The organism is Streptomyces sp. NPDC052910 (assembly GCF_055585605.1).
This window is the reverse complement of the sequence record NZ_JBVJJR010000003.1, coordinates 146,961-163,066: the sequence shown is the minus strand read 5'-3', so window position 1 is coordinate 163,066 and position 16,106 is coordinate 146,961. Positions and strand designations below refer to the sequence as shown.

Annotated in this window: 11 protein-coding genes and 1 pseudogene; 8 read left to right on the top strand and 4 right to left on the bottom strand. The window is 72.7% G+C overall.

Translation table 11 applies throughout. The annotated features are described in order from the left end of the window. The first annotated feature begins 240 nt into the window (after positions 1–240). The 3 genes from ACZ6X9_RS11735 (at position 241) to ACZ6X9_RS11725 (ending at position 4,097) form a co-directional block, all read left to right on the top strand. Positions 241–819, top strand: a complete 579-nt coding sequence (locus ACZ6X9_RS11735; protein WP_469777821.1) for a TerD family protein — start codon at positions 241–243, stop codon at positions 817–819. A gap of 119 nt (positions 820–938) precedes the next feature. Further along, a complete protein-coding gene (locus ACZ6X9_RS11730) occupies positions 939–2,918 on the top strand; it encodes a TerD family protein (RefSeq protein WP_469777820.1) in 1,980 nt (659 codons plus the stop codon). Positions 2,919–3,107: 189 nt separating this feature from the next. Next, positions 3,108–4,097: a TerC family protein gene (locus ACZ6X9_RS11725; protein WP_469777819.1), complete on the top strand. Its 990-nt coding sequence runs from the start codon at positions 3,108–3,110 to the stop codon at positions 4,095–4,097. 183 nt (positions 4,098–4,280) lie between these two features. Here ACZ6X9_RS11725 and ACZ6X9_RS11720 read toward each other — a convergent pair. From ACZ6X9_RS11720 to ACZ6X9_RS11710, 3 genes and pseudogenes are all read right to left on the bottom strand, one after another. After that, a pseudogene (locus tag ACZ6X9_RS11720) lies at positions 4,281–5,561 on the bottom strand (MFS transporter); the annotation flags it as partial. Between the two features lie 201 nt (positions 5,562–5,762). Continuing rightward, positions 5,763–6,419 carry an MBL fold metallo-hydrolase gene (locus ACZ6X9_RS11715; protein ID WP_469777818.1) on the bottom strand — a complete coding sequence of 219 codons (657 nt, stop codon included), beginning with the start codon at positions 6,417–6,419 and terminating at the stop codon, positions 5,763–5,765. Between the two features lie 57 nt (positions 6,420–6,476). Next, positions 6,477–7,163: a maleylpyruvate isomerase family mycothiol-dependent enzyme gene (locus tag ACZ6X9_RS11710; RefSeq protein WP_469777817.1), complete on the bottom strand. Its 687-nt coding sequence runs from the start codon at positions 7,161–7,163 to the stop codon at positions 6,477–6,479. A gap of 252 nt (positions 7,164–7,415) precedes the next feature. Here ACZ6X9_RS11710 and uvrA point away from each other — a divergent pair, with 252 nt between their 5' ends. Both uvrA and ACZ6X9_RS11700 read left to right on the top strand, forming a co-directional pair. Continuing rightward, positions 7,416–10,445 carry an excinuclease ABC subunit UvrA gene (gene uvrA, locus ACZ6X9_RS11705; protein ID WP_469777816.1) on the top strand — a complete coding sequence of 1,010 codons (3,030 nt, stop codon included), beginning with the start codon at positions 7,416–7,418 and terminating at the stop codon, positions 10,443–10,445. Between the two features lie 350 nt (positions 10,446–10,795). Then, positions 10,796–11,242: a QcrA and Rieske domain-containing protein gene (locus tag ACZ6X9_RS11700; RefSeq protein WP_469777815.1), complete on the top strand. Its 447-nt coding sequence runs from the start codon at positions 10,796–10,798 to the stop codon at positions 11,240–11,242. Positions 11,243–11,255: 13 nt separating this feature from the next. Here the strand turns inward: ACZ6X9_RS11700 and ACZ6X9_RS11695 are convergent, their stop codons facing one another. After that, entirely contained in the window at positions 11,256–12,194 is a 939-nt protein-coding gene (locus ACZ6X9_RS11695) for a hypothetical protein (RefSeq protein ID WP_469777814.1), read from the bottom strand. A gap of 232 nt (positions 12,195–12,426) precedes the next feature. Here ACZ6X9_RS11695 and ACZ6X9_RS11690 point away from each other — a divergent pair, with 232 nt between their 5' ends. The 3 genes from ACZ6X9_RS11690 (at position 12,427) to uvrC (ending at position 16,076) form a co-directional block, all read left to right on the top strand. Beyond that, the gene (locus tag ACZ6X9_RS11690) at positions 12,427–13,071 is read left to right on the top strand and encodes a papain-like cysteine protease family protein (RefSeq protein ID WP_469777813.1); all 645 of its coding nucleotides are present in this window, start codon (positions 12,427–12,429) and stop codon (positions 13,069–13,071) included. Positions 13,072–13,076: 5 nt separating this feature from the next. After that, positions 13,077–13,961, top strand: coding sequence for a hypothetical protein (locus ACZ6X9_RS11685; RefSeq protein ID WP_469777812.1), 885 nt, complete (start codon positions 13,077–13,079; stop codon positions 13,959–13,961). Positions 13,962–14,075: 114 nt separating this feature from the next. Next, the gene (gene uvrC / locus ACZ6X9_RS11680) at positions 14,076–16,076 is read left to right on the top strand and encodes an excinuclease ABC subunit UvrC (RefSeq protein WP_469777811.1); all 2,001 of its coding nucleotides are present in this window, start codon (positions 14,076–14,078) and stop codon (positions 16,074–16,076) included. The last annotated feature ends 30 nt before the right edge of the window (positions 16,077–16,106 follow it).

The following is a 16,106-nucleotide window of genomic DNA, read 5'->3' as shown; positions in this document are numbered from 1 at the left end:
CCGCGGAGCGCGTCGCCGGGCCGTCGGGGCGGAAGGTGCGGTTCCTTCGACCGGCTCTTCGTCCGTCACCTTTTGTCCGGAAAGCCCCGGCGGAGATGTCGCAAGACCGCCACAAACCGCCCTGGGTGGAGCGGGCGGCAGCGGGAGTGCATAGGGTCGTTCCATGCGCCGCGCACGCGCGGCGTTCCGGGGGAAGCACCGTATGACGGTGTCCGAACGACGATCGAGAAGGGACCGCGCGTGACAGTCAACTTGTCCAAGGGTCAGGGCATCAGCCTGCAGAAGGCCGGCGGGGGAAGCCTGACCGCGGTGCGGATGGGGCTGGGCTGGAAGTCGGCCCCGCGCCGGGGACTGTTCAGGTCGCGCACCAAGGAGATCGACCTCGACGCCTCCGCGAGCATGTTCGCCGACGGCCAGCACATCGACGACGTCTGGTTCAACCACCTGGTGAGCCACGACGGTTCGGTGCGGCACACCGGGGACAACCTGGTCGGCGGCGCCGGCACCGGCGGCGACGACGAGACGATCCTGGTCGACCTCGACCGGGTTCCCGTCCACGTCGACCAGATCGTCTTCGCGGTGAACTCCTTCAGCGGGCAGACCTTCTCCGAGATCACCAGCGCCCACTGCCGGCTGGTCGACGACAACACCGGCGAGGAGCTGGCCCGCTACACGCTCGACGGCGGCGGCCCCTACACCGCGCAGATCATGGCGAAGGTCCACCGTGTGGCCGGCGGCTGGCAGATGACGGCCATCGGCACCCCGTCCAACGGCCGCACGATCCACGACCTCTACCCGGTGATCGCGACCATCCTGTAGGTCTCCGCCGGGGGCGGGTCCGACGGGGCGGACACGGAGCGGGAAGTACGGAACGGCCCGGTGGCGCGGCGCCACCGGGCTTCCGCGGCGCACAGGACACAAGGAGGGGGAGCAGGGCGATGACGGTCGAGCTGGTACGGGGGCAGAACCACCCGCTGACCGAGAGCCGGTTGCAGATCCGGGTCTCGGCGGGGGACTCGGTGGTGGTGGGGGCCGCGCTCGGCGGCCCGGACGGCCGGGTCGCCGACGCCGGACAGGTCGCCCGCCCCGGCTCCCCGCGGCTGCCGGGGGTGGAGGCGCCGGACGGCGTCGCCCCGGCGCAGCGGCTCGCCGTCGAACTCGACGCCCTGCCCGACTCCGTGCACCGCGTGCACGTCCTGCTCGCCCTGCCGCCCGGCGGCCGGGGCCCGGCCCGGTTCGGGGCGACGGCCGCGCCGTTCGTCGCCGTGTCCGGGGCCGGCGGCGACGACATCGCCAGCTTCACCGTCACCGAACTGGACGCCGAGACCGCCCTGGTGGCCCTGGAGCTCTACCGACGCCAGGGCGCCTGGCGGGTCCGGGCCGTGGGCCAGGGCTACGCGGGCGGCCTGACCGAGCTCTTCCGCGATCTCGGAGTGGACAGCGCCGCCGAGCTCGCCGCCGAGCTCGCCGCCGAGCTCGCCGCGGGCGTCGGGACGGAGGCGGCCGAGGCGGCGGGGGGTGCGGCCGTGTGTTCGACCCCGCAGCACTCGGCACGGCACGCCGGGAGCGGCAGCCGGCACGGCGGGACGGCAGTGGACGACTGGCCCGCCGAGCCCGCCGTTCCCGAGCCGGCGACGTCCACCACCGGTGCCGCTCCCCAGGCCGTCCCCGCGTCCGAGACCCCGTCCCCGGCCGGGCCCGTGGACTACCGGCACCCCCGCCGCCGGGCCACCGAACCCCCGCAGCCGGCCCCCGCCGCCCCGGCCGCCCGGCCGGGGACACCGCCGGAGCCCGTGGCGGGCGACGCCGCCGGCTGGACCATGGAGGAGCGCCTCTACAACCAGGTGTGGGGCATGTTCGAGGACCTGGCCCGGAGCACCGCCGCGTACCGCAGCGCGGTCGGCTTCGCCGAGTCGCGCCTGGAGAAGGAGCTCGACCGGGTGCTCTCCGATCCGGCCACCCGGGTCGGGCCGGCCGCCGACGCGGCCCGGGAGGAGGCACGCGCCAAACACGGCGGCCTCGTCGAGCAGGCCCGGGCGGTACTCGACCGCGACCTCGCCCAGCTCACCGCCGAGGCCGAGGTCGTCGAGCACGCCCTGCCACCGGCCCTCGCCCGCTGGGACAGCCCCGTCTGGCACGCCTACCAGGCACCGCTGGAGACGCCGCTGGCGCTGCGCCTGGGCGATCTGCACCTGCCGGAGCGGCGGGGGCTGCGCATCCCCATGCTGGTACGGCTGCCGCTCCAGCGCGGCCTGTGGGTCGACTGCGGCCGCGCGACCGGCTCGGGCACGGACATGGCCGACCCCGCCGAACTGCGCCGGCTGGCGATGGACTGCGCCGTGGCCCACGCCGCGCGGCTGCTGGCGGTGCACCCCGTCGGCGAGTTCGCTGTGCACGTCCTCGATCCGGCCGGTTCCGGCGCGGCGGCGCTGGCGCCGCTCGTCGGGAACGGGGTGCTGGCCCGGCCCCCGGCGGCCGGCGCCCAGGGGGTCTCCGCCGTCCTGACCGAGCTGACCCGGCGGGTGGACCTGGTGCAGATGGCGGTCCGCAGCGGAGCCGCCGACGCGCTGCCGCCCGATCTGGACACCGCCGAACAACTGCTGATCGTCAACGACTTCCCGCACGGCTTCGACGACCGCGCGGTCACCCAGCTCCGCTACCTCGCGGACGAGGGGCCCGCCGTGGGCGTGCACCTGATGATGGTGGCCGACCGGGAGGACTCCCGCGGTTTCGGTCCCGTGCTCGATCCGCTGTGGCGCTCGCTGCTGCGGATCACGCCGGTGCCCGACGATCATCTCGCCGACCCGTGGGTCCGGCACGCCTGGACGTACGAACCGTCGCTGGCCCCCGCCGGCAGCGATGTGGTGGGCAGGGTGCTGTGGCAGGTGGGGCAGGCGAGGCGCGCGTACGGGCTCTGAGTCCGGGGCTCGGGGCTGCCCTTGGGATTCTCTTTACTCTTTCTTGGGACTTCCTGTACCTTTGTGGTGCGGAGGCACCCCGGTGGCGGCGGTCACCGGATCGGCGGGCGTACCGGCGACCGTGACAGCGCGCAGGGGCCTCCGGCAGCGACGACGCTGGAAGTTGCCGTACGAGATGCCGGAGGACCCATGGACGTCTCCCTGACACTGTGGCTGCTGACCGTCGCCGGTCTGTGTGCCCTGATCGCCGCCGACTTTTTCATCGGCGGCCGGAAGCCCCACGAGGTCTCCCTCAAGGAAGCCGGCACCTGGACGGTCGTCTGGGTGATCCTCGCCGGACTGTTCGGCCTGGGACTGCTGTTCCTGGGCGGCGGGCAGCCGGCGGGCGAGTTCTTCGCCGGCTACATCACCGAGAAGTCGCTGAGCGTCGACAACCTCTTCGTCTTCGTCCTGATCATGGGCAAGTTCGCGGTGCCCACCGTCTACCAGCAACGGGTGCTGATGGTCGGCGTGCTCATCGCCCTCGTCCTGCGGGCGGTGTTCATCGGCGCGGGCGCGGCGATCATCGCCAACTTCTCCTGGGTCTTCTACCTCTTCGGCGCGTTCCTCGTCTGGACCGCCTGGAAGCTCATCCAGGAGGCGCGGGCGGACGGGAACGAGGAGGAGGAGTTCGAGGAGAACCGCTTCCTGAAGGCGGTCGAACGGCGCTTCCCCTCCACGGACCGCTATCACGGCACCAAGCTCTTCGTCGTGGAGGGGGGACGGCGTCTGATGACGCCGATGCTGATCGTCATGCTGGCGATCGGTACGACCGACGTCCTCTTCGCGCTGGACTCGATACCGGCGATCTTCGGCCTGACGCAGGACGCGTACATCGTCTTCACCGCCAACGCCTTCGCCCTCATGGGCCTGCGCCAGTTGTACTTCCTGATAGGCGGCCTGCTACGGAAGCTGGTCCACCTCTCGTACGGCCTGTCCGTGATCCTCGGCTTCATCGGCGTCAAGCTGGTGCTGCACGCCCTCCACGAGAGCGGGGTGGCGGTGCCCGAGATCGGCATCCCGGTCTCGCTCGGTGTCATCTGCGCGGTGCTCGCCGTCACCACCGTCACCAGCCTGCGCGCCTCCGCGAAGGCCGAGCGGGCCGCTGCCGAGAACGGTCGGGAGCACGCGGGGGTCTGACTCGACGCGCTCCCACCGAGGGCCGGGGAGCTTGGCCGGGGGCGCGGTGTCCGGCGCCTTCGCCACCGGCTCCTTTGCCACCGTGTCCGGCGCCTCCGCCACCGTGTCCGGCGCCTCCGCCACCGTGTCCGGCGCCTCCGCCACCGTGTCCGGCGCCTCCGCCACCGTGTCCGGTTCCTCTACTACCGCATCCGGCACCTCCGCCGCCGTGTCCGCTTCCGCCGCCGGCCGGGTCTCCGGCAGCAGGGCGAAGCAGATCAGGCTGAGCAGCGCGACGGCGACGAGGAAGACGGCCACGCCCCACGGCGACTGGTCCCCGCGGGTGAGCGCGGTGGCGACGAGCGGGGTGACGGCGCCGCCCAGGATCCCCGCGAGGTTGTAGCCGACGGTGGCGCCCGTGCAGCGCACCCTCGGCGCGTAAAGCTCCGGCAGGTACGCGCCGACCACGGCGAACGAGATCATGAAGGCCAGCATCGCCACGACGAAGCCCACCGTCATGAGGACGGGGTCGCCGGTGTGCAGCAGGGCGACGAGCGGGAACATCCACAGGACGACGGCCACGCAGCCGGCCAGGCACAGTGGGCGCCGTCCGAAGCGGTCGCCGAGGAGGGCGAGCGGCGGGGTGGCGATGCCCGAGGCGACGACCGCGATCATGACGCAGACCAGCATCACGGGGCGGTCGACACCGAGCCGTTCGGTGCCGTAGGCCAGGGCCCAGGTGGTGACCGTGTAGTAGACGGCGTAGCCCATGGCCAGGCCGCCGGCGCTGAGCAGGACGAGCCGCCAGTGGTCGCGCACCACCTCGGTGATCGGCAGTCGGGCGCGTTCGCCGGCGGGCAGTTCGCGGAACTCGGGGGACTCGGTGATCCGGCTGCGGAGCAGCATGCCCCCCACCGCGAGCACGCCCGCCACCCAGAAGGGCACCCGCCAGCCCCAGGAGCGGAACTGCGCGTCGGTGAGGCCGACGGAGAGGCCGAGGGTGAGGCCGTTGGCGAGCAGGAAGCCCAGCGGCGGGCCGAGTTGGGGGAAGCACGCCCACAGCGCGCGGCGGTGTGCGGGGGCGTGCTCGGTGGTGAGCAGCACGGCGCCGCCCCACTCGCCGCCGAGCCCCAGCCCCTGGAGGAAGCGCAGGACGAGGAGGAGCAGCGGGGCGGCGGCGCCGATCGCGGAGTACGGGGGCACCAGCCCGACGGCGACGGTGGCGATGCCGGTCAGCAGCAGGGAGATGACGAGGACGGGCCGTCTGCCGTACCGGTCGCCCACGTGTCCGAAGAGCACGGACCCCAGGGGGCGGGCGATGAAGCCCACGCCGAAGGTGCCGAACGCCGCGAGCGTACCCATCAGGGGAGAGGCGGTGGGGAAGAAGAGCGGCCCCAGCACCAGCGCGGCCGCGGTGCCGTAGGCGAAGAAGTCGTAGTACTCGATGGCCGTCCCGACGAGGGAGGCGGTCGCCAGGCGGAGCATGGCCGGAAGACCGGCGGGGGAGCCGTCACGGTGCATGTACCGTCCAACTTCCCTCGGCGGTGCGGGACACGGGGCGTACGGGCGCGTTTCCGGGGGCGCGAAGGAAGCATTGCTTCCGGTTACAGTGCGACGGGCGTGCGCCCCCGGCGTCCCTCCGTCACCCTAACGGCGGCGGCCGGAGGCACGCCCGTCACACCCGAATCACCAGCCGCGCTCGCGCCACTCCGCCAGGTGCGGCCGCTCGGCGCCGAGGGTGGTGTCCGCCCCGTGCCCGGGGTAGACCCAGGTCTCGTCCGGGAGCCGGCCGAAGAGCTTGGTCTCCACGTCACCGAGCAGACGGGCGAAGGCATCCGGATCGTCATGCGTGTTGCCGACCCCGCCCGGGAAGAGGCAGTCGCCGGTGAACACGTGCGGGTGGCCGTGCGGATCGTCGTAGACCAGCGCGATGCTGCCCGGGGTGTGGCCGACCAGGTGGACGGCGGTGAGAGCCACCCGGCCCACCCGGAGGGTGTCGCCGTCCTCGACCGGGATGTCCGTGGGCACCGGGATGCCCTCGGCGTCGTACCGGCCCGCGTAGGTGCGGGCGCCGGTGGCGTCGACCACCTCGCGCAGCGCGCCCCAGTGGTCCGCGTGCCGGTGGGTGGTGACGACGCCGGCGATGCCGCCGTCGCCGATCAGGCCGAGCAGCGTGTGCGGCTCGGCCGCGGCGTCGATCAGCACCTGCTCGTCCGTGGCGCGGCAGCGCAGCAGATAGGCGTTGTTGTGCATCGGACCGACCGCGACCTTGGAGATGATCAGGTCGGTCAGCTCGTGTACGTCGGCGGGCCCGCCGACCTTCACCGCTCCCGTGTATGCCATGGGATCAGCGTAGTTCCTCGGTCCGACAGCGGGCCGGGGCGGCGGGCGCGCCCGGCGTCACAGGGGCGGCAGCGCGGGCAGCAGGGCCCCGCCGGTGTCCAGGGCGGTCGCGTCGCTCCGGCCGGCGAGCCAGCCCAGCAGCGCGGACGCGGGTCCGGAGACCCGGAGCCAGGGGCCGTCCGTGCTGCCCGTCCGCCACTCCCGTCCGTCCTCCGTGACGAGCAGCAGGGACGGCACCTCGGGGTGGCCGGAGAACCGCTCGGCCAGGAAGCCGATCTCCCGGTCGGTGAACTCCGCGGGCAGGTCCTCCAGCCCGTAGCCGATCCCGAGGTCCACATGGTGCAGTTCGACCTCGATCAGCCGCCGGAAGGGCACCCGGGAGGCGCGGTCCGTGATGCCGTTGCGCAGTGTGACCGTGCGCGAGGGGTCGCCGGGGTCGCCGGCGGCCTCCAGGAAGCGCCGCGAGCTGTCCCGCAGGTCCGCGAGGTGGACGGCGAGGGGGCGTGGGGCGTCCCGCTCGATGTCGGCGTCACGGACGGCGGCGCCGGCGTACATGGGCCGTCCGGCGAGCACGTTGACCAGGGCGTCGGCGTTGCGCGCGAGGTGGGCCAGGACATGGCCGCGGGTCCAGCCGGGTAGCCGGGAGGCCTCGGGGAGAGCGGATTCCGGGAGCTTGCCCACGGCGGTCAGCAACCGGTCGGTCGCCTCGCCGACCAGGGCGATGTCGTGCTCGTGATCAGCCATGGGCCGACGATAGCGCCGCCACTCGTTCGGGTGAAGGAGAGCGACTCCGGCCGTAAATCGAATGTGCGTGCTATACGCTCGGGATGCGGCATCCTGGAGAGATGGCCGCAGCGCTCTCGTACCCCTGGCTGGGTCGGGAGCATCGCTCCGCACTGACCCCTGCTGCCGCGACGGGCCCGTTTCCAGGGCCGGCGTCGCGTGGCGGCGGGGCCGGCGCACCCCCTCGTCTTCTCAAGAAAGGTGCCGACCGGCGTGGCAGACCGTCTCATCGTCCGTGGCGCGCGCGAGCACAACCTCAAGAACGTCTCGCTCGACCTCCCCCGTGACTCCCTCATCGTCTTCACGGGTCTTTCCGGGTCGGGCAAGTCGTCCCTCGCCTTCGACACGATCTTCGCCGAGGGGCAGCGCCGCTACGTCGAGTCGCTCTCCTCGTACGCACGGCAGTTCCTGGGCCAGATGGACAAGCCCGACGTGGACTTCATCGAGGGCCTGTCCCCGGCCGTGTCCATCGACCAGAAGTCGACCTCGCGCAACCCGCGCTCCACGGTCGGCACGATCACCGAGGTCTACGACTACCTCCGCCTGCTGTTCGCCCGGATCGGCAAGCCGCACTGCCCCGAGTGCCGGCGGCCGATCTCCCGGCAGTCGCCCCAGGCCATCGTCGACCGGGTGCTGGAGCTGCCCGAGGGCAGTCGCTTCCAGGTGCTGTCGCCGCTGGTGCGCGAGCGCAAGGGCGAGTACGTCGACCTCTTCTCCGACCTCCAGACCAAGGGCTACAGCCGCGCCCGGGTGGACGGCCAGACGATCCAGCTCACCGAGCCGCCCAAGCTGAAGAAGCAGGAGAAGCACACCATCGAGGTGGTCGTCGACCGCCTCACCGTCAAGAGCAGCGCCAAGCGCCGGCTGACCGACTCGGTCGAGACCGCGCTGGGCCTGTCCGGCGGCATGGTCATCCTGGACTTCGTCGACCTCCCCGAGGACGACCCCGAGCGTGAGCGGATGTACTCCGAGCACCTCTACTGCCCGTACGACGACCTCTCCTTCGAGGAGATGGAGCCGCGCTCCTTCTCCTTCAACTCGCCCTTCGGCGCCTGCCCGGACTGCACCGGTATCGGCACGCGCATGGAGGTCGACCCGGAGCTGATCGTCCCGGACGAGGACAAGAGCCTCGACGAGGGCGCCATCAGCCCCTGGGCGCACGGCCAGAGCAAGGACTACTTCCACCGCCTGGTCTCCGCCCTCGCCGACGAGCTGGGCTTCCGCACGGACATCCCCTGGGCGGGGCTGCCGCAGCGTGCCAAGAAGGCCCTGCTGAACGGTCACCGGACGCAGGTCGAGGTGCGCTACCGCAACCGGTACGGCCGCGAGCGCGCGTACACCACCTCGTTCGAGGGCGTCATCCCGTTCGTCAAGCGCCGGCACTCGGAGGCGGAGAGCGACTCCAGCCGCGAGCGCTTCGAGGGCTACATGCGCGAGGTGCCGTGCCCGACCTGTGAGGGCACCCGCCTCAAGCCGGTCGTGCTGGCGGTCACCATCCAGGACCGGTCCATCGCGGAGGTCTCCGCGATGTCCATCAGCGAGTGCGCCGACTTCCTGCGGGACATGACGCTCACCGGCCGCGAGAAGAAGATCGCCGAGCGCGTCCTCAAGGAGGTCAACGAGCGGCTCCGCTTCCTCGTCGACGTCGGCCTGGACTACCTCTCGCTCAACCGCGCGGCGGGCACCCTCTCCGGCGGCGAGGCGCAGCGCATCCGGCTCGCCACGCAGATCGGCTCGGGCCTGGTCGGCGTGCTGTACGTGCTGGACGAGCCGTCCATCGGTCTGCACCAGCGCGACAACCACCGGCTCATCGAGACGCTGGTGCGCCTGCGGGACATGGGCAACACGCTGATCGTCGTCGAGCACGACGAGGACACCATCAAGGTCGCCGACTGGGTCGTGGACATCGGCCCGGGCGCCGGCGAGCACGGCGGCAAGGTCGTCCACAGCGGCCCGCTGGCCGAGCTGCTGGCCAACGAGGCGTCGATGACCGGGCAGTACCTCTCCGGCCGGCGGGCCATCGCCACCCCGGAGGGGCGGCGCCCGATCGACCGGAAGCGCGCGCTGACCGTGCGCGGCGCCCGGGAGAACAACCTGCGCGACATCGACGTGTCGTTCCCGCTCGGGGTGCTCACGGCCGTCACCGGTGTCTCGGGTTCCGGCAAGTCCACGCTGGTCAACGACATCCTGTACACGCACCTGGCCCGTGAGCTGCACGGCGCCCGCACGGTCCCCGGCCGGCACACCCGGGTGGACGGCGACGACCTGGTCGACAAGGTCGTCCACGTCGACCAGTCGCCGATCGGCCGGACGCCGCGCTCCAACCCGGCCACGTACACCGGGGTGTTCGACAACATCCGCAAGCTGTTCGCGGAGACGATGGAGGCGAAGGTCCGCGGCTACCTGCCGGGCCGCTTCTCCTTCAACGTCAAGGGCGGTCGGTGCGAGAACTGCTCCGGCGACGGCACCATCAAGATCGAGATGAACTTCCTGCCGGACGTCTACGTGCCCTGCGAGGTCTGCCACGGTGCGCGGTACAACCGGGAGACCCTGGAGGTGCACTACAAGGGCAAGTCCATCGCCGAGGTGCTGGACATGCCGATCGAGGAGGCGCTCGGCTTCTTCGAGGCGGTCCCGACGATCGCGCGCCACCTGCGGACCCTCCACGAGGTCGGCCTCGGGTACGTGCGTCTCGGGCAGCCCGCCCCGACGCTGTCCGGCGGCGAGGCGCAGCGCGTCAAGCTGGCGAGCGAGCTCCAGAAGCGCTCGACGGGCCGCACGGTGTACGTCCTCGACGAGCCCACGACCGGTCTGCACTTCGAGGACATCAACAAGCTGATCTCGGTGCTGTCGGGTCTGGTCGACAAGGGCAACAGTGTGATCGTCATCGAGCACAACCTCGATGTGATCAAGACGGCCGACTGGATCGTCGACATGGGCCCGGAGGGCGGCAAGAACGGCGGCATGGTCATCGCCGAGGGCACTCCGGAGGAGGTCGCGGCCGTCCCGGAGAGCCACACGGGCCGGTTCCTGCGCGAGATGCTCGGCGGGCGGGTGGCCGGCGCCGATCCGGAGGCCGCCCCGAAGCGTGCCACCGGCGCCCGGAAGGCGCCCGCGAAGAAGACCGCCGCCAAGGCGACGGCTGCCAAGTCCACCGCCACGAAGAAGGCGGCGGCCAAGAAGACGGCGGCCAAGTCGACGGGCAAGAAGCCGGCGACGAAGACGGCGGCGCGGCGGGCCTGAGCGCGCTGCCGACACCGGTCCCGGCCTCCCTCGGAGGCCGGGACCGGCCGCGTTCCGGAATCTTTCCCGCGGGCCGGTGCGGGCCCGGAGGCGGGCCGGCGCGTGCCGTGCGCGGCGCCCCGCGGCACACGCGGCACGGGCACGGGCGGGCGCGGTACGGGTGCAGGGGCCGGTACGGGTACGGGTGTACGACCTGGCGCGGCAGGCAGGCAGGCAGGCAGGCGGCGCGGGCGGGCGCGGTGCCTGGGGCCCACCGCGCGGAAGGCGCCCGGGCGGGGCCGGTATCGTCGGACCGATCGTCACAGCAGTCCCGGCGGCACCGCCCGTCGGCGTACCCCGTGGGAGCCTCCATGACCAGCCGGCAGCCGACGTCCTGCTGCGCCTCCCGCCGTACCGTCCTGCGCGGGGCCGCGCTCGCGGGCGCGGCCGGGCTGGGCGTCACCGCCTGCGGTACCGGGGAGGCCGGTGTGGCCTCCCCGACCCCCACCGCCCCCGTCGAGCTCGGGGCGGCGAGCGAGGTCCCCGTCGGCGGGGCGCGGCTCTACCGGGAGCAGCGGGTGCTGGTCACCCGGCCGAAGAAGGACGAGTACCGGGCGTTCAGCGCCGTCTGCACCCACGCCGGCTGCGTCGTCTCCAAGATCGAGGAGGGGGCGGCGGTCTGCCGCTGCCACGGCAGCAGGTTCGACGCGAGCAGCGGCAAGGTGCTGCACGGCCCGGCCTCCGTCCCGCTCCCCGAGGTGCCGGTCCGGGTGGCCGGCGACCGGCTGGTGGCGGGTCCGGAGGCCCCCGGGGTGTAACCGGGGGCGGGTCCTACGACCAGTCCCAGCCGATCCCCACGATCCCCGGGCGCACCGCCTGTTCCACCATGTGCACCCCCGGGTGCCGCCCGGCCAGGGTCAGTTCCCGCTGCCCGCTGCGCGGCGCGCTCGCCGTGGTCTGGGCGAAGCTGTGGCAGCGCACGGGCAGCGCGGCGGCGTCGAAGCGCACCTGGAGGACGTACTGCCCGCCGGCGAAGCTGAAACCGCGGACGTACTCGCTGCTCTGGCCGCCCGTCCCGTCGTCGAAAGCGTAGCCGAGAAGGTGCGTCTCGCCGCACCGCAGCCGGGTGTCGAACAGCAGCTCCGCGACCAGGACGCCGGCCCCGGCGTGCCACCGGACGCGCCCCACGCGGCAGTTCTCGGTGGCGCGCACGGTGACGCGGGCCGGATCGCAGCCCGGGTCCCCGTAGTGGATGGCGACGTAACGGTCCACGCCGTCCCGGTGCGCCCGGACGACGTGGTGGGATTCGCGGCCGCGGAGTTCGCGCCGGGCCCCTATGTGCACATGCTCCAGGTGGCAGACCGTGTGCAGCCCGCCGTCGGCGGGGGACTCCAACTCCGCGAGCAGCCGTTCCGCCGGGCGGGCCGCGTCCATCAGGGCCCGTAGCGAGCGGGCGGCGGGGCGCTCCGCGGCCGGGCGGGCCGCCGGTTCCAGTAACCGGGTCAGGGCCTGCGCGGGCAGGTCGAGGATCTCCTCCAGCAGGCGCACCGCGCGCAGCGACTCGGGCCGCTGGGGTCTTCGGGCGCCTTGCTGCCAGTAACTGAGGCTGGTGACACCGACGGTGACGCCGCGTTGGGCGAGCCGGCGCTGCACCCGGTGCAGGGCCAGACCGCGGGCCGTCAGTGCGGTCCGCAGCGCCAGATGGAAGGGCCCGGTGCGCAGTGCCTGGGCCAGCTCGGCCTCGGCGTTCCGGGATCTGGTCCGTACCATGTGCTCGCTGCCTCCTGTGAATATTCACTCGGGGTGACCGGGGTCACGGCCGCGTGGAGGACAGCCTTCCTCCTGACGGGCACAGAGCGTTCACAACCGTCGTGATCCGTTCACTTGGGTGTTCCCCTCCGCATTCAAGCCGGTTGACCCGCACCCGACAACATCCGATGCTCCTCACCAGCGTCCGGACGCGCTCCTCCACCGAACGATCCCCACCACGGGAGGAACGTCCATGTCCCGTGCCTCGGCACAGCTCGAAAGACCCGGCATACCCGGGAAAACCCCCACCCCCCGCCCGCGCGGCAGACGACTCTCCGTCGCCGCCCTCACCGCGGCCGCGCTGATCGCGCTGCCCGCCGCCACCGCCACGGCCGCCCCCACCGGCCACGAGCTGCGCGGCGCCAACCGGCTGAACATCTCCATGCAGGCCCAGCAGAAGAACAACTGGTGCTGGGCCGCCTCCGGCAACACCATCGCCACCTGGTTCGGCCGCAAGTACAGCCAGAACCAGTTCTGCAACGCCGCCTTCAACCGGCAGCAGGGCAGCGACTGCCCCAACAACCAGGCCAACCTGGGCAACGTCCAGACCGCCCTGCGCTGGGCCGGCATCAACAGCGGCTCCTACGTGGACGGCTGGCTGCGCTACCCGACCGTGCAGAGCGAGATCAACGCCAACCGGCCCATCGAGACGCGCATCGGCTGGAAGTCCGGCGGCGGCCACATGCACGTCGTCTACGGCTACGACGACTCCAACAGCATGGTCTACTGGGGCGACCCGTGGCCGAGCAGCAACCGCTACAACTGGGCGTCGCATAGCTGGTACGTGAACAACAACCAGTTCGCCTGGACGCATTCGCTCTACCGGATCGGCGGGTGAACACCATGACCGTGCGCCAACCGCACCGCCCCGGCCGGACGTACGCCCGCGCCGCGGCCGCCGCCGCCCTGGCCGTCGGGGTGCTCGCCCTCGCCCCGCTCGCCCACGCCGCTCCGCCGCCCGCGGCCCCCGCGCCGCCCGCCGCAGGACTGGCGGCGGCGCACGACGCGGCCTCGGCCGCGCCGACGCTGGACACCCTGTCCCGGTTCTTCGCCCGGGACGGCGCCCTCGCCAAGGCGGACGCCAAACCGCGGATCGAGGGCGCGACCGTGCCCGTCTACGCCCTCTCGCCCGACTTCGTCGCGGGCAAGCGGAACGCACCCGTCGCCACGCTGGAGTACCTCGCCAGCAAGGCCGTCTCGGCGGACGGCCAGAAGGCGTCCGTGTGGACGGCCGGCGGCGGCACCGACTGGAAGGTCGTCAACATCGCCACCGGCGACGACGAGACGCGCTACGCGGCCGAGGGGGCGAAGAAGCTCAGCGGCGGCACCGTCTTCCGCGAGCCCCAGGTCAACGCCTGGTACGTACAGCGCGCCGACCGGATCCTGCCCCTGAACCCGGAGGCCGTCCGGGCCGTCGGCGCCCGCGGCACCACCGTGGACGCCTACCGGGACCGCGTCCACAAGGCGTACGGCGACAAGCTGCCCGGCTCGGCCTACGCGAAGAAAGGCCTGGCCGGCGGCTACGGAGGCGAGGACGGGGCTCAGGCGGCCCCGGAGGCCGGCGCCCCGGCGCCGCTCGCCGCCGAACCGGCCGGTTCCGCTTCCGGCTCGGACCCGGGCGCCGGTTCCGGTTCCGGCGCATCCACCACCCTGGCGGCCTCGGCCGGCGGCGCGGCCCTGGCCCTCGGCCTCGGCACCGTCGCCGTCCGCAGGCTCCGGCGCCGCTGACGCGACGCCGGCAACCCCCCACACGCCCCGGCCCCGGCGCCCTCCACGCGCCGGGGCCGGGGCCGGTGCGTCCGCGAGACCGGCTTGTCAGTGCCCGCAAGTAGGGTGTGAGACATGGCCGACCCCAGCAGCTACCGACCCAAGCCGGGACAGATCCCCGACTCGCCCGGGGTGTACCGGTTCCGTGACGAGCACGGCCGGGTGATCTACGTCGGGAAGGCGAAGAGCCTGCGCCAGCGGCTCTCCTCGTACTTCCAGGACCTCGCCGGTCTGCACCCGCGCACCCGCACGATGGTCACCACCGCCGCCTCCGTCGAGTGGACCGTCGTCGCCACCGAGGTCGAGGCGCTGCAGCTCGAATACTCCTGGATCAAGGAGTACGACCCGCGCTTCAACGTGAAGTACCGGGACGACAAGAGCTATCCGTACCTGGCCGTCACGCTGAACGAGGAGTTCCCGCGCGTCCAGGTCATGCGTGGCGCCAAGAAGAAGGGCGTGCGCTACTTCGGGCCTTACGCGCACGCCTGGGCGATCCGCGAGACCGTCGACCTGATGCTCCGTGTCTTCCCCGTCCGCACCTGCTCGGCCGGGGTGTTCAAGCGCTCCGCCCAGATCGGCCGCCCCTGCCTGCTCGGCTACATCGGCAAGTGCTCCGCGCCCTGCGTCGGCCGCGTCACCCCCGAGGAGCACCGCGAACTGGCCGAGGAGTTCTGCGACTTCATGGCCGGCCGCACCGGCGCCTACCTCCGCCGGCTGGAGCGGCACATGCAGGAGGCGGCCGAGGAGATGGAGTACGAGAAGGCCGCCCGGCTCCGCGACGACATAGGGGCGCTCCGGCGCGCCATGGAGAAGAACGCCGTCGTCCTCGCCGACGCCACCGACGCCGACCTGATCGCGGTGGCCGAGGACGAGCTGGAGGCGGCCGTGCAGATCTTCCACGTGCGCGGCGGCCGGGTGCGCGGCCAGCGCGGCTGGGTGACCGACAAGGTCGAGGCGGTGGACACCGCGGGCCTGGTCGAGCACGCGCTCCAGCAGCTCTACGGCGAGGAGCAGGGCGACGCGGTGCCCAAGGAGGTCCTCGTCCCCGCCCTGCCCGACCCCGTCGAGCCGGTCGCCGAATGGCTCACCGCCCGCCGCGGCTCCCGCGTCGACCTGCGCATCCCGCAGCGCGGCGACAAGAAGGACCTGATGGCGACGGTCCAGCGGAACGCCCAGCAGGCGCTGGTCCTGCACAAGACGAGGCGCGCCTCCGACCTCACCACCCGCTCCCGTGCCCTGGAGGAGATCGCCGAGGCCCTGGGCCTGGACTCCGCGCCGCTGCGCGTCGAGTGCTTCGACATCTCCCACCTCCAGGGGCAGGACGTGGTGGCGTCCATGGTCGTCTTCGAGGACGGGCTGGCGCGCAAGAGCGAGTACCGCCGTTTCCAGATCAAGACCTTCGAGGGGCAGGACGACGTCCGGTCCATGCACGAGGTCGTCTCCCGCCGCTTCCGCCGCTACCTGCGGGAGAGCCAGAAGACGGGGGAGTGGACCGTGGAGGAACGGGCCGAGGAAACCGACGTCCCGGACGAGGACACCGCCGGCCCCCGCGACGACAACGGCCGCCCCAAGCGCTTCGCCTACCCGCCGCAGCTCGTCGTGGTCGACGGTGGCCGGCCCCAGGTGCAGGCCGCCCGCCGCGCGCTGGACGAGCTGGGCATCGCCGACGTCGCCGTCTGCGGCCTCGCCAAGCGTCTGGAGGAGGTCTGGCTGCCGGACGAGGAGGACCCGGTCGTCCTGCCCCGCACCAGCGAGGGCCTCTACCTGCTCCAGCGCGTCCGCGACGAGGCGCACCGCTTCGCCATCGCCTACCAGCGCGGCAAGCGGGCCAAGTCGATGAAGGCGTCTCCGCTGGACGCCGTCGCCGGCCTGGGCGACAGCCGCAAGCAGGCGCTGCTCAAACACTTCGGCTCGGTGAAGAAGCTGCGCGCGGCCACCGTCGAGCAGATCTGCGAGGTGCCCGGGGTCGGCCGGAAGACCGCCCTGGCCGTCGCCGCCGCCCTGGCCGAAAGCGCCCCGCCCGCCCCCGCCGTCAACATGGCGACGGGCGAGATCCTGGACGAGGCCGAGGGATGATGGAGACGAGCGCGAGGGGCGCGGGAGCGG